This is a genomic window from Neisseria weixii (genome assembly GCF_002327085.1).
In the GTDB taxonomy this organism is placed as follows: Bacteria; Pseudomonadota; Gammaproteobacteria; order Burkholderiales; family Neisseriaceae; genus Neisseria; species Neisseria weixii.
Genome location: NZ_CP023429.1, coordinates 141,966 through 154,694, shown reverse-complemented (window position 1 = coordinate 154,694; position 12,729 = coordinate 141,966). Strand labels below are relative to the sequence as shown.

Annotated in this window: 13 protein-coding genes and 2 pseudogenes; 3 read left to right on the top strand and 12 right to left on the bottom strand. The window is 50.8% G+C overall.

Going from position 1 to position 12,729, the window contains the following annotated elements:
• Positions 1 to 2 precede the first annotated feature (2 nt).
• The 6 genes and pseudogenes from CGZ65_RS00840 to def all read right to left on the bottom strand — a co-directional run bounded on the left by CGZ65_RS00840 (position 3) and on the right by def (position 4,795).
• Positions 3 to 596 carry a DUF4390 domain-containing protein gene (locus tag CGZ65_RS00840; protein WP_096294479.1) on the bottom strand — a complete coding sequence of 198 codons (594 nt, stop codon included), beginning with the start codon at positions 594 to 596 and terminating at the stop codon, positions 3 to 5.
• Positions 562 to 1,821 carry a 16S rRNA (cytosine(967)-C(5))-methyltransferase RsmB gene (gene rsmB / locus CGZ65_RS00835; protein ID WP_096294478.1) on the bottom strand — a complete coding sequence of 420 codons (1,260 nt, stop codon included), beginning with the start codon at positions 1,819 to 1,821 and terminating at the stop codon, positions 562 to 564. Before rsmB ends, CGZ65_RS00840 begins: the two co-directional genes overlap by 35 nt.
• Positions 1,822 to 2,008: 187 nt before the next feature.
• The gene (locus tag CGZ65_RS13580; protein ID WP_232507470.1) at positions 2,009 to 2,353 is read right to left on the bottom strand and encodes a GNAT family N-acetyltransferase; all 345 of its coding nucleotides are present in this window, start codon (positions 2,351 to 2,353) and stop codon (positions 2,009 to 2,011) included.
• A gap of 37 nt (positions 2,354 to 2,390) precedes the next feature.
• Positions 2,391 to 2,711, bottom strand: coding sequence for a hypothetical protein (locus CGZ65_RS13575; RefSeq protein WP_232507469.1), 321 nt, complete (start codon positions 2,709 to 2,711; stop codon positions 2,391 to 2,393).
• A gap of 422 nt (positions 2,712 to 3,133) precedes the next feature.
• Positions 3,134 to 4,059, bottom strand: a pseudogene (fmt, locus tag CGZ65_RS00820) (methionyl-tRNA formyltransferase).
• 232 nt (positions 4,060 to 4,291) lie between these two features.
• Positions 4,292 to 4,795: a peptide deformylase gene (gene def, locus CGZ65_RS00815; protein ID WP_096294476.1), complete on the bottom strand. Its 504-nt coding sequence runs from the start codon at positions 4,793 to 4,795 to the stop codon at positions 4,292 to 4,294.
• Between the two features lie 274 nt (positions 4,796 to 5,069).
• On the opposite strand from def, the gene CGZ65_RS00810 reads away from it, so the two are divergent.
• The gene (locus CGZ65_RS00810) at positions 5,070 to 6,341 is read left to right on the top strand and encodes a LysM peptidoglycan-binding domain-containing protein (RefSeq protein ID WP_096294475.1); all 1,272 of its coding nucleotides are present in this window, start codon (positions 5,070 to 5,072) and stop codon (positions 6,339 to 6,341) included.
• A gap of 68 nt (positions 6,342 to 6,409) precedes the next feature.
• Here the strand turns inward: CGZ65_RS00810 and CGZ65_RS00805 are convergent, their stop codons facing one another.
• From CGZ65_RS00805 to pyrB, 4 genes are all read right to left on the bottom strand, one after another.
• Entirely contained in the window at positions 6,410 to 6,835 is a 426-nt protein-coding gene (locus CGZ65_RS00805; protein ID WP_096294474.1) for a hypothetical protein, read from the bottom strand.
• A gap of 129 nt (positions 6,836 to 6,964) precedes the next feature.
• Positions 6,965 to 7,612, bottom strand: a complete 648-nt coding sequence (locus CGZ65_RS00800; RefSeq protein ID WP_096294473.1) for a hypothetical protein — start codon at positions 7,610 to 7,612, stop codon at positions 6,965 to 6,967.
• 155 nt (positions 7,613 to 7,767) lie between these two features.
• Positions 7,768 to 8,226, bottom strand: coding sequence for an aspartate carbamoyltransferase regulatory subunit (gene pyrI, locus CGZ65_RS00795; RefSeq protein WP_096294472.1), 459 nt, complete (start codon positions 8,224 to 8,226; stop codon positions 7,768 to 7,770).
• A 10-nt stretch (positions 8,227 to 8,236) separates the two neighbouring features.
• Positions 8,237 to 9,157 carry an aspartate carbamoyltransferase gene (pyrB, locus tag CGZ65_RS00790; protein ID WP_096296054.1) on the bottom strand — a complete coding sequence of 307 codons (921 nt, stop codon included), beginning with the start codon at positions 9,155 to 9,157 and terminating at the stop codon, positions 8,237 to 8,239.
• A gap of 351 nt (positions 9,158 to 9,508) precedes the next feature.
• On the opposite strand from pyrB, the gene CGZ65_RS00785 reads away from it, so the two are divergent.
• Positions 9,509 to 9,835 carry a hypothetical protein gene (locus tag CGZ65_RS00785; RefSeq protein ID WP_096294471.1) on the top strand — a complete coding sequence of 109 codons (327 nt, stop codon included), beginning with the start codon at positions 9,509 to 9,511 and terminating at the stop codon, positions 9,833 to 9,835.
• Positions 9,836 to 10,049: 214 nt separating this feature from the next.
• On the opposite strand, the pseudogene CGZ65_RS00780 reads toward CGZ65_RS00785, so the two are convergent.
• A pseudogene (locus tag CGZ65_RS00780) lies at positions 10,050 to 11,074 on the bottom strand (ammonium transporter).
• 63 nt (positions 11,075 to 11,137) lie between these two features.
• Positions 11,138 to 11,476: a P-II family nitrogen regulator gene (locus CGZ65_RS00775; RefSeq protein WP_096294470.1), complete on the bottom strand. Its 339-nt coding sequence runs from the start codon at positions 11,474 to 11,476 to the stop codon at positions 11,138 to 11,140.
• A 379-nt stretch (positions 11,477 to 11,855) separates the two neighbouring features.
• Here CGZ65_RS00775 and CGZ65_RS00770 point away from each other — a divergent pair, with 379 nt between their 5' ends.
• Positions 11,856 to 12,692: a GNAT family N-acetyltransferase gene (locus CGZ65_RS00770; RefSeq protein ID WP_096294469.1), complete on the top strand. Its 837-nt coding sequence runs from the start codon at positions 11,856 to 11,858 to the stop codon at positions 12,690 to 12,692.
• The last annotated feature ends 37 nt before the right edge of the window (positions 12,693 to 12,729 follow it).

Sequence of the window (12,729 nt, the reverse complement as noted above, 5' to 3'; positions counted from 1 at the left end):
ATTTATTCCCGCATAACCGACAAGCTTTTCCAGCCCGAATCCAAGCTCCAGCTTCGGGAAGTCAGGGCGTTGATTTGGAAAGGCTTCGGCAGCTTGGACGTAGACAATTGCAAACGGATTTGCGCTTTAATGTCTTTCGGCTCGCTGCCGCGCAATGTGCCTTTACTCAGCACTTTCCAGTTGGCAATCGCCCCAACCGCACGCAAGGCAGCATTCAAGGTATCGTATTCGGTGGAAAACGTACCTACCGTGACACGGTAGCGGTTGGTCAAGGGATGGAACGCTAATCTATAGTTGACCGTATTGCCGTCGTTTAAAAGATGTTCCAAGCGGAAACGGTAGGCCGCAATCGTCGGCTCCGACAATTGGTAAGACAAAGAAAAATTCAACGGTACACCCTGCTGCAAGGCCTGTTTGAGCTGGTCGGGCAATTCGGTTTTGAAACGGCTGCTGACCGACAATTGGCCGTTATCCATCAAGCCGGCCTCGGCACGGGTCACACTGATGCCTTCTGCCGCCGCGTGCAACGACGCAGCCAGCAGAATCGGCATCAGCATGAGTTTACTGCTTTTGAATAAGCGCGTAATAAAAGCCATCTTGGTGTTTGTTCGGTAAAAGCACATGCGATTCCAGTAATCGGGCATCGGCATGGCGGTTAAGGAATTTTTGCAGCTGCTGATCGTTTTCCTCGATAAAAATCGAACACGTCGCCAACAGCATTCTGCCGTTTTTTGTCAAAGTTTGCCACAATGCGTCCAACAAGGTTTCCTGTTGGCGGGCGGTTTTCAGCGCATCATTGGGGCGGCGCAGCCATTTAATATCGGGATTGCGGCGTGCGACACCCGAAGCGGTGCACGGCACATCGGCCAACACCGCGTCAAATTGCTTGCCATCATACCATGCAGCCAAATCCTGCGCATCGGCGCAATGCAAAGTGGCCGTCTGAAAGCCCAAACGGCCGATATTGCTTTGCACGCGCGCCAAACGGGTTTCCTCAATATCCAAAGCAGTCACATGACAATCAGCCAACTCCAGCAAATGCCCCGTTTTCCCGCCCGGCGCGGCACACGCATCCAAAATCCGTTCGCCGTCTTTCGGGTTCAACAGATAAGCCGCCTTTTGCGCCCCGAAATCCTGCACCGACACCAGGCCGTCTGAAAAACCGGGCAAACGGCTTACCGGCACGGCTTCGGCCAACGTGACTGCATAATCGCCCAAAGCCTTCGCTTCAATACCTTGCGCCGCCAATTTTTGCAGATAATCTTCCGCATTGCCGTGGCGGCGGTTGACGCGTAAAGTCATCGGCGGATGAGATTGCAGCGCCGTGGTGATATTGTGCCAATATTTCGGATAATGGTTTTGCAGATACGCCACCCACCACTGCGGCAGATTGTGTTTGGCCGTGTCGTCGTATTTGCACGCTGCGGCCAGCTTGTCGCGTTCGCGCAGAAAACGGCGCAAAACCGCATTGGCAAACGAGCGATACTGGCCGCGGCCGATTTTGGCAATACTCTCCACCGCTTCATTCACCACCGCATGCGGTGCATTGCGCGTGTAATGCAGTTGGTACAAAGCTGCCAACAACAAACTTTCGAGCTGTACATTGTCAATCGGCTTATTCAGCATTTTGCCGAGCATAAATTTCAGACTGCCCAGATAACGCTGGCAACCGTAAGCAATGTCTTGCAGCGCACCGCCCTCTTGTGCGCTCAATTCGGGGTTGGCCACACGAATGGCCGCCAATACGTCTCGCAGGTTCTGCCCCTGCGCCACCGCCGCAATACTGTCGGCGGCCAGCTTTTGTGCCAATGCCATGCTCATAGGCAAACTTTCATTGTCTGATTCATTTTTGTCCGCTTTTCTTTTTCAGACGGCCTGACAGATTTAAAGGCCGTCTGAAAACAATTTTATCTTTTCTTTATGGCAATGCGGATTAAGGCGTGTAGCCAGAAGGCGTTGCGGCGGTATTTTTGGTTAAAACCCGCTTCACAGGCATTCTGACTACACCCTAAATTTCGCTCAGCGACAGTCGCTGCTTGCCGTTTTCATCAAAGTTATCATCCGCCAGCCACCGCTCGAAGCGCGCTTTGACTTGCGGCCATTCGCTGTCGATTATCGAAAACCATGCCGTGTCGCGGCTGCGGCCTTTATACACCGCCGCCTGGCGGAAAATGCCTTCAAATTGGAAACCCAAACGCAGAGCCGCCTTGCGCGACGGCTCGTTGAAAGAGTCGCATTTCCATTCATAACGGCGGTAACCCAGTGTGTCTAATACATATTTTGCCAACAGATACTGCGCCTCCGCCGCCACCCTTGTGCGCTTCAGTTTGTCTTGTCGGAATACACCACCCAACCCACTTCAATCACTCGGTTGGCCGTATCAATGCGCATCAAACTGACCGAACCCACCGCCCGATTGCTTGCCGTGTCGATGATGGCGAAAAATACGGATTGGCCGAAGCTTCATAACCTGCCATCAAATCATCAAACTCAGCATGATCGGCCACCGGAAAAATCCGCAAATACGTCCAATTGTTCATCGGGCTGTGTTCCGCCGCATACACTTCATACAAATCCGCACCGTGTCGGGCAGCAGAAAGCTTTTCCAAACGGCAAAATTTTCCCGGTAACAGCGTCACTTCAGGATAACTGCCGGCGGTGTAATCGGGCAAGGGTTCACCGATGGGCTGGTTGAATCCGTTGATAGGCATGGGGATTTCCTCCTCTGGCCGGCGTCTTTTTCAGACGGCCTCTTAATGAAAAAATTCTGTCTAAATCTATATCAAAGAACAACTAATCCTATTGCTGTTGACCGTACACAAAGTGATACAAACCACCAAATGCCTGAATAATTGCCGCAGTCAACGTAAACAAGGTAAAACATACAATTACCTTGGCATAAACCTCAGGTACATGCTGAATGAATTTTCGGACATTTAAAAACAAAATGAAGACTGAAAAAATAAGATTACAAATACCCAAAACCATAGCAAACAGTTATCTTTTTGAGCAGCTTGATAAAGTGTAAATAATGCAACTGAAAAAAACAAAATAATGGGCGTGAAATTTCTCACATATTCCAGTATCGCTGCACTTTCTTCTCTCTTAGGTAAATATTTGTTTAATAAATCCATCACAACACCGTACCTGCTTCAATCGTGCGCCCTGCGGCAAAAGCCTGAATGCTCATGCGCTTACTGCCGGCGGGTTGCAGCTCGGTAATCTTCAATGCATTTTCGCCGCAGGCAACAATCAGGCCGTCTGAATGACAGGCCAACACTTCGCCTGCTTTGCCTTTTTGATTCACCGTTTCGGCTGCCCAAATTTTCATCGGTTTGCCCTCCCATTCTACCCATGCGGCCGGCACGGGGTTAAAGGCGCGGATTTTGCGGGCAACCACATCGGCAGGTTCCTGCCAGTTGATTTTGGCTTCTTCTTTGGTGAGTTTTTGCGCGTAGGTCACGCTCTCTTCAGGCTGTGGTGTGCTGTTCAGACGGCCTTCTGCCTGTAAGCGTTGCAAATCGGCAACAATCGCCTGTGCCCCAGCGCCATCAGCGCATCGTGCACTTCATTGGCGGTATCGACGGGGGCAATGGCGTAGCGGTGTTCGCTGACGACATTGCCGGTGTCCAAGCCGATGTCCATCTGCATGATGCACACGCCGGTTTCGGCATCACCGGCTTCAATGGCACGCTGAATCGGGGCGGCACCGCGCCAACGCGGCAACAGCGAGGCATGAATATTCAGACAACCGTGGCGCGGCGTATCGAGCACGTCTTGCGGCAGAATCAGGCCGTAAGCAGCCACCACCATCACATCGGCGGCCACGTCTTTGAGCATTTGCAAGGCATCGGCGTTATTGCGCAGCTTTTCCGGCTGATCCACACGCAAACCCAATTCCAGCGCGGCTTGTTTCACCGGCGATGCTTGCAGCTGCATGCCGCGGCCTTTGGGGCGGTCGGGCTGGGTCAACACCAGTGGAATGTCGAAACCGGCGGCGGCAATGGCTTTGAGTGCGGCGGCGGCAAAATCGGGCGTACCGGCAAAAATCACGTTCATAGTTGTCTTTCTCCAATGGTTTCAGGCGGCCTTTGGGTGGGAAACGGTGTTGCATAAAAGGGCTGTTTGCATAACAAGCCCTCTCCCGCCGGCAGGCGAGGAAAATAGGCTGCGATGAATTTTCTGATACAGGCTTAATCTGATAATTTGACACATATTATAGCAGCCAAATAAAGCATGCCGTCTGAAAACGAGAAATGTTTTCAGACGGCATGTTGAGATTGAATCCTGATTACAGGTTGTGTTTTTGGCGTTTTTTCAGCTTGGTTTTAATGCGGTTTTGCTTCAGCTGCGACAAATGTTCGACAAACACTTTACCCATCAGGTGGTCAAGTTCGTGCTGGATACAAATTGCCAGCAGGCCATCGGCTTCAAGGGTGAATTTTTCGCCTTTTTCGTCCAACGCTTCCACTTTGACACGTTCGGCGCGGGTCACAGTGTCATAAATGCCGGGCACCGACAGGCAGCCTTCTTCGTAAGTGGTTTTGCCTTCTTTTTCAATGATGACGGGATTGATGAACACGCGCGGTTCGCTTTTGTCTTCGGTCAAGTCTATCACCACCACGCGCTCGTGCACGTCAACTTGGGTCGCGGCCAAGCCGATGCCGCGCGATTCATACATGGTTTCAAACATGTCTTTCACTAAAATTTGGATGCGCTCATCAATTTCGGCTACCGGCTGGGCGACCGTGTGCAGGCGTTCGTCTGGATATTGGAGGATGTTTAACAATGCCATTTTTTTATCTTCTCAATCGGAAACAGTAAATTTGTGTATGTACTTTGATACGCTTTATCGGGGCAATGCCATTATTTCTAGAATGACGGTAACATTCAATGATAAAATAGCGTCTTATGAATTTTGACTCGGTTTATCGCTGAATAAATATCAATAGGCAAATTCTAACACAGCCACCTGCGTCGCGCCCATTGTTATTTTTCACGCCACGATTGACGCGTTCTTGATTCAGCTAAATTGATGACAAACCGCATTATTTTCAAGGGGAACGGTTATGCAAAAACGTATTATAGCCCTGCTTTGTATGGCAGGTGTGGCAATTTCTGCCCAAGTTCATGCAGCAACATTAAAAGTCCGCCCGAACGCGCCGCAACGCTACGTGGTGAAACCGGGCGACACTTTGTGGGGCATTTCAGGCAAATATCTCTACAGCCCGTGGCAATGGAACCGCCTGTGGGGCGCCAACCGCAGCGAAATCCGCAATCCGCATCTGATTTATCCCGGTCAGGTGTTGGTATTGCGCTACGTCAACGGCCAGCCGCGCTTGGGCTTTGAAGGTTCGAGCATGGGTTCGGACGGCATTCCGACCATCAAACTCAGCCCGCGCATCCGCGAAACGTCCGGCTACGGCATTCCGACCGTGAATGTCAATTTCTACCGTTTGTTTATGAAGCATCCGCAAGTGATTGACCAATTGCAGACCCAAGATGCACCGAGATTGATTGAAGGCCCTGACAGCCGCCTGCTTTATACCAAGGGCAACCGCGTTTACGCTTACGGCATTACCGAACCCGGCCGTTATTTGGTTTACCGCGCCCGCAAAGACATTACCGACCCTGTGACGAAAAAATTCTTGGGCCAGGAAGTGGTTTTCAGCGGCATCGTCAGCACCCTGCCTTACACCAACAGCGCACTGGATGTCGCTCCCGATGAAGACTCGTTTTATCTGAAAGAAGGCGAATATTACACCCGCAATCATCCGCTGATTAAAATCCCTACCCAAACCGCCCAGCCGATGGTGGTTGAAGAGGCCATTTCAGAAATCCGCAAAGGCGATTTCCTGCTGAAACTCAATGGCGAGACCGACAGCTTCCAAATGATGCCGCACGCACCCGAGCAGCCGATTGACGGTAAAGTCGTGTCTATCTTTGAAGGCGTGAGCGAAGCCGGCCAGTTCCAAACCGTCACCGTCAACAAAGGCGAAGCCGACGGCATCGACAAGGGTACTGTGGTCAGCCTGTACAAGCGCAGCCGCCAGACCAAAGTGGATTTGGAAAGCAACCAAAAAGGCCGTAAGAGCGTGGTGAAATATGTATCCATCCCCGCCGAAGAAGTCGGCTTGGCGATGGTATACCGCACCAGCCAAAACTTGTCCTCCGCCATCATTTTGGAAAGCCTGACCAATATCAATATCGGCGATACGGTTTCCAATCCGGGACGCGATCTCGACAACATGGCCGATGATAAACCTCATGTTCGCAACGAACCGCAAGATTCGCACGCCACCGAACACAATCAATACAATATCCATACCAACATCAAATAAACCGTGATGTTCAAATAACCCAAGGCCGTCTGAAAAATGTTTCAGACGGCCTTGGGTTATATGGTACCTTAATGCACCTTAAACGGTAAAAACGACAAATCCATAATATACGCTTTCGGGTTCGACCAATCGACTTTCACCGTGACGGTATCTTGCAGATAAGGTTCGGGGTCGGTGGTCATCGGCGGGCTGACAAATTGATGCATTTTGCCGTTGTACGGATTCGGTGCCAGCGCAATAATTTCATATTTATCGCCCTGACTGTTGCGCATACCGCTGTTCCAATGCCGTACTTCCTGCACCGCCGCCTGAACTTCCACGCCTTGCGCTTGCGCTTGCCGGCCGCCTTCGTATTTCGGCCACAGCACAACATAAATCAGCGCGCCGAACACCAGTGCCATAATGCCGGTAATCGGATTGGGGGCGACCAACGTAATCACCAACAGCACCGCGGTCACTGCCACCGCGATGATAATCGTCGTCAGACTTAACATTCGACTCTCCTAAAAATGGTTCAGACGGCCTGAAACCTTTGCAGGAATCAGGCCGTCTGAAAACAAACTTGTTACCCAGCCGCAAGCTTAAATGATTTCTTTGTTAACTTGGCTGTGTAATCGGTTAAATCAATACAATAATTTTTTGCGCGGTTTGTCCTCCGTGATGCCGCCGTTGAGCAGGCTTAAGTCCAACACGGTTTCAGAAGAGCAGGCATCGCCGAAAGTGTTTTCGCAAGTCACCGTCACGCGCACCACGCCGCTGAATTCTTGGTTGGGCAAATCCGTGACCAACATGCGGCTGTCGGCAAAAATGCCGCCGTAGGTTTCACCCGATGCCAAGCGGTCAATGCCTTCCGCTACCGCCGGAAGCTGTACCATTGCTTGGGTAACGGCTTGGCTGCACGGCTGGTCGGGCATGGCTTCCACACGCACTTTGACATTTTCCGCCATGCCTTTGCCGTAATTGCGCACCGCCAACACCAGCATTTCCGGCCGGTCTTCCACGCGGTGAACCGCGGCATGCAGCACAGGATGCACACTTTCTTTCTGAATCAGGCTTTCACGGTACAGCATTTCACGCCTCTGGCCGGCACGCACGGAAACCACGGCGTAAATCAGCCAAATGAAGGCTACTGCGGCAATGGCGATTAAGGTCAGCGGCAGATTGGCCAAATAATCTTGCGGGTTGAACCACAAGCAGGCGGTAAAAAATCCGGCGAAGAAAATCAAGACATATAAAATCGGCGCAAAACGGCGTTGAAAAGATGAATTCATGGTTTTCCCGTGTGTGGTTAAAAGGCCGTCTGAACAGTCATACGATGTTTCAGACGGCCTTTATTCTAACAGACTATCTGTTTATGATTTAAGCATTTATGCCATGCGGTCATTTTTTTAGAATAATTGCCGAGTATGGCTGAAAGCCGCTTGTCTTAGGCTTCGGCCACCGATTCGCGCGAGAAGGTTTTTTCGCAATAATGACATTTCAAGCGGGTTTGCGCGTTTTTGGTGCGCACATAGAAACGGCTTTTTACCGGCTCGCCGTGGCTGGCGCAATTGGTGTTCGGGCAGCGGAACACTTCGCTGATTTCAGACGGCATGGTCAAGTGGCGTTTTGATACCACCTTAAAATCTTCAATCACATTCACCACCGCTTCGGGCGCAAACAAAGCCAAGCGGTTGGCGGCGGTGTCGTCCAGCCACACGCCGGTGATTTTGATGATGTCTTTACTGCCCTGTGTTTTACTCGGCAGATTGAAGCCCACGGTGACCGCGCTGCCGTAATGCAGCAATTTAAACTGGCGCAAAATCGCCAAGCCTTTGCCGGCGGGAATGTGGTCGATAACCGTGCCGTTTTGAATCGCTTCGACGCTGTATTGTTTCTTTTCCATTTCGCGCTCCTTACACTTCTTCGTTCAATACCAGCGACAAAATCGCCATGCGTGCATACACGCCGTTGGTGGCCTGTTCAAAATAATAGGCATGCGGCGTGGCATCGACATTCGGATGGATTTCATCAACACGCGGCAAGGGATGCAGCACGCGCAAATTGGGTTTGGCGTTGGCCAGCATCGAGGCATCCAAATTGAATTTACCTTGGATTTTGGCAAATTCCTGCTCGTCAAAGCGCTCGCGCTGTACACGGGTCATGTAGAGAATATCCGCCCATTCGGCCGCCTCTTCCAACGTGGCAAAAATCTGATGGGTACAGCCGGCTTCGTCCAATTCTTCGGTAATGTATTCCGGCATGGCCAAGCTCGGCGGCGACACAAAGGCAAACTCACAGCCCCAACGCTTCAAGGCTTGGCACAGGGAATGCACGGTGCGTCCGTATTTCAAATCGCCGCACATGGCCACTTTCAACCCGTTCAGACGGCCTTGCGTTTCAAAAATTGTCACCAAATCAAGTAAGGTTTGGCTCGGGTGTTGGTTGGTACCGTCACCCGCATTAATCACCGGCACGGCGGAAAACTCGGCCAACACGCGTGCGGCGCCGTCTTTGGGATGGCGCTGGATAATCGCATCGGTGTAATTGGAAATAATGCGCGCCGTGTCCGCCAGCGTTTCGCCTTTTTTCGCGCTGGTATTGGCGCCGTCGGCAAAACCGATGACTTTGCCGCCCAAACGCTGCACGGCAGTTTCAAACGATAAGCGCGTACGGGTGGACGGCTCGAAGAAACACGAACCGATTAATTTTCCCTCCAGCAAATCGCTGCGTGGCCCGGCTTTGAGTTTCAATGCGGTGTTGAGCAGCAATTCCAGCTGCGGCGTGGTCAAATCGGCGATGGAAATGACGTTTTGACGATAAAGGGGATTGGGCATGGGATTTCCTTTTTCCAATGTCAAGATGGCGCGGCACACGGTGATGCGCAGCCTGAAATGTCCATAAAAAAACCCGCCGTGCGGGAAAATGGAAACAATCAGGCCGCCGCACAAGCAGCAGTCGCAAAGCGGTCAACTGAAGGCCGGGGGTCATGATGCGCCGTTACATTCGGATGGTTCAGACGGCCTTATTATCGCATATCGCCGGCCTGCTGCACAGATTCACCACTGTTTTTTAAGCTGTTTTTCAGGCAGTCTGATTTAAGTCAAGCAGGCCGTCTGAAACATTTCCTTGGCAAAAATCAACGGTTTTCTTCTATAATCGGTTTTTAGTTTCACCAAGGAAAAACCATGCTGCCCCGTTTGCTGCCTTTGGCACTTGCTCTGACACTCACCGCCTGCTCGCAAGAAACGGCCAAGTCTTACACCGACAATGAAGAATTTTACACCGGCTTTCGAGAAGGTTTCATCGAAAGCAGCAAGCAATCTTGTTTAGACAGCGCGGGCGGCGACACGGCCGAAATCAAAGCCTTGTGCGAATGCGCCAGCCTGAAGCTGGCCGATTCGATTACGCGCGAAGAAATGAAAAATGCGTCCATCGGCACGCCGTTGCCGAATATTGAAGCGCGCACCCAAGCCGCGGTCAATGCGTGCCGTGAACAGAAACCTGCTCAATAACATCGGAGTACGAGGCCTTTGCCCCCGGATTTGAGTACCGTTCAAAGTTATAGCAGCACAGAAAGCGCAGACCTATCGTCAAGACAGGCAAGCTTTCGAGCCGCGCATAACGAAGCAATGTGCCAAAGATGGATTTCGCAATGGTCTCAGGATGATTTATATCAAACAAAAGGCCGTCTGAATTTCAGATGGCCTTCTATATAAGAGATCTCAATTATTCAACACGCTCACCGTGAATGGTCAAATCCAAGCCTTCACGTTCGGTGTCCCGATCAACACGCAAGCCGCCGCAGATTTTGCCGACAATTTTCAAAATCACCCAGCTCATCACACCACTATAAACAATGGTGGTCAATGCATCTTTGGTTTGAATCCACACTTGCGAACCAATACTCGCATCGCCGCCGAAGATTTGGTTGTCAAACACCAAACCGGTCAGGATCGCACCGACAATGCCGCCGAAACCGTGAATACCGAAGGCATCAAGCGAATCGTCATAATCCAGTTTGCGTTTAATCACGGCCACGGCCAGATAACACGCTACTGCCGTCACAATGCCGATGATAACCGCACCACCGGTGGCCACAAAGCCTGCTGCCGGGGTAATTCCGACCAAACCGGCCACACCGGCATTGATGTGCACACTGTGCCGCCCGCATAATCAAACACGCCGCCTTCGCTCATAAAGCCGCCGCCCCAAACCCTATTCGCTGTCGGCACATACACCAGCAGAAACCATATGCCGGAAAACAGCATCATCGCCGAATATTTCATGCGCTCGGCAAACGCACCGGTGATAATAGCAGTGGAAATGATGGCAAACGTCATTTGGAAAAACATAAACACCGTTTCCGGAATCGAGCCCGCATTCGGCGACACAGTCACCATTTCTTTCGCCGTGTCCATGCTCATGCCGTTGAGAAACAACCGGTCGAAGCCGCCGATAAAAGCATTGCCCGGCATGAACGCCAGCGAATAACCGGCCACAACCCACAAGACACTGATTAAAGCCGCGATGGAAAAACTGTGCATCATCGTGGAAAGCAGGTTTTTCTTACGCACCATGCCGCCGTAAAACAAAGCCAGACCGGGCAGCGTCATAAACAGCACCAACGCCGCCGCCGTCATCACCCAAGCCGTATCGCCCGAATCGATGACGCTGAAAGGTTGCCACCAATCCAAATCGTTCGCCATCACGCCTGCCGGTAACAAGCCCGAAATCCATGCTGATTTTTTCATATTCTCTATCCTTTTCTTCTTCTCAATGATTTGCTGCATGCCGTCTGAACCATATTGGCGGTTTCAGACGGCCTCGTTACCGGTTTCACCGGTGCGGATACGGATTACCTGCTCAACCGCTTCGACAAAAATCTTGCCGTCGCCAACTTTACCCGTGCGCGCCGTTTCCAAAATCATGTCGACGATTTGGCCGACCCGTTCGTCTTCCGCCACAATTTCCACTTTTACCTTGGGCATGAAATCCACCGCATATTCTGCTCCGCGATACACTTCCGTATGCCCTTTTTGACGACCGAAGCCTTTTACTTCACTCACCGTCATGCCATGCACATCAATGCTGCTGAGCGCTTCACGCATATCGTCCAATTTAAAGGGTTTGATTATCGCCGTAATTTTTTTCATCTCGCCCCCAATATTGTCAACAATTTAACGTAATCAAACATTACGCCTATTTGAAACAAGAATCAATAGATTGTTAGCAATTTTACAAAACAATTTGATAAAAAATCACAATAAATAATTTAACATATTGTTTTTGTTTGAAATAAAAAAATTATCTGAAAAAGATATATAAAAAACCAAAAGAAAATCATAAAAATTACATCAAAACCAGACCAACAAAATCATTCAACCCCATTTATCACCCCACTGAAGGCCGTCTGAAATTTGCTTTTTCATGCCTGAATCTTGTTGATTTTGTAAAATTTTTTACCGCAATGTTTTGAAGAAAAGCTGCTTAGTCAGTTATAATTCAGAAGAACAAATCTTTCAGGAAGACACCATGTTAGTTTGCAATCCTTACGAAGTTGTCATTCACGGCACCACCAGCTCCGGCCGCGTTTTCCGCCCGAGCGACTGGTCGGAACGTTTATGCGGTATCCTGTCTTCGTTCGACAAAGACAACCGCTTGTCTTACTCGAAATGGGTGCGCCCGATTTTGGTGGATAAAGTGCGCTGCGTAGCGGTGGATAAAGAACTGGAAACCATCAATCCACCGATGTTCCGCTTCCTGATGGATTTCGCCTCCGACAACGATTTGCGCGTCATCGACTGTAAAGCGCTGCTGGAAGAGCAAGCGGCCAACAACAAACCTGATGAAAAAGTCATGCTGGCGCAAGCGATTGAAGAAAAACACGCCACAGAATCCCAACGAGATATTGCCGCTTCCGCCGCCGAAACCAGCGTATTGCGCGAAATCATGCCGGAAGAAACGGCTACCGCCTTTGCCGCCTTGAGCATGCTGCGTTCCAGCCTGACCGACATCAACCGCTTCGTCGAGCAAATCAACCAGCAGCAGCGCCCTGCCGGTTACCGTTTGCTGGGTATTTTTGAAGAAGGTAAACACAATGCCGTTGCCGTGGTCGGTTTCCACGAAACTTACAATCTCGCCAGCGGCCACCATATCCACATCGACGACCTCGTGACCATGCCGCAAAGCCGCCGCAAAGGTTACGCTTCACGCCTGTTGGATGAAGTGCGCAGAATCGGCAGAGAAGTCGGTGCGGCCAAAATCCATCTGAATGTGCATGTCAGCCAAGACCGTATGAATGCACACCGCCTGTATTTCAAAAACGGTTTTGAAATCAGCGCCTATCATTTCCGCAGCAATACCAAATAAACACAAAGGCCGTCTGAAACATTTCAGACGGCCTATC

Excerpts from the sequence above, each read along its gene's own strand:
- CGZ65_RS00775 (WP_096294470.1), bottom strand. The coding sequence starts at position 11,476 with ATGAAAAAAATTACGGCGATAATCAAACCCTTTAAATTGGACGATATG.
- pyrB (WP_096296054.1), bottom strand. The coding sequence starts at position 9,157 with ATGCCCAATCCCCTTTATCGTCAAAACGTCATTTCCATCGCCGATTTG.
- CGZ65_RS13575 (WP_232507469.1), bottom strand. The coding sequence starts at position 2,711 with ATGCCTATCAACGGATTCAACCAGCCCATCGGTGAACCCTTGCCCGAT.
- CGZ65_RS00805 (WP_096294474.1), bottom strand. The coding sequence starts at position 6,835 with ATGTTAAGTCTGACGACGATTATCATCGCGGTGGCAGTGACCGCGGTG.
- CGZ65_RS00770 (WP_096294469.1), top strand. The coding sequence starts at position 11,856 with ATGTTAGTTTGCAATCCTTACGAAGTTGTCATTCACGGCACCACCAGC.
- pyrI (WP_096294472.1), bottom strand. The coding sequence starts at position 8,226 with ATGGAAAAGAAACAATACAGCGTCGAAGCGATTCAAAACGGCACGGTT.
- rsmB (WP_096294478.1), bottom strand. The coding sequence starts at position 1,821 with ATGAGCATGGCATTGGCACAAAAGCTGGCCGCCGACAGTATTGCGGCG.
- CGZ65_RS00800 (WP_096294473.1), bottom strand. The coding sequence starts at position 7,612 with ATGAATTCATCTTTTCAACGCCGTTTTGCGCCGATTTTATATGTCTTG.
- CGZ65_RS00810 (WP_096294475.1), top strand. The coding sequence starts at position 5,070 with ATGCAAAAACGTATTATAGCCCTGCTTTGTATGGCAGGTGTGGCAATT.
- CGZ65_RS00840 (WP_096294479.1), bottom strand. The coding sequence starts at position 596 with ATGGCTTTTATTACGCGCTTATTCAAAAGCAGTAAACTCATGCTGATG.
- CGZ65_RS00785 (WP_096294471.1), top strand. The coding sequence starts at position 9,509 with ATGCTGCCCCGTTTGCTGCCTTTGGCACTTGCTCTGACACTCACCGCC.
- def (WP_096294476.1), bottom strand. The coding sequence starts at position 4,795 with ATGGCATTGTTAAACATCCTCCAATATCCAGACGAACGCCTGCACACG.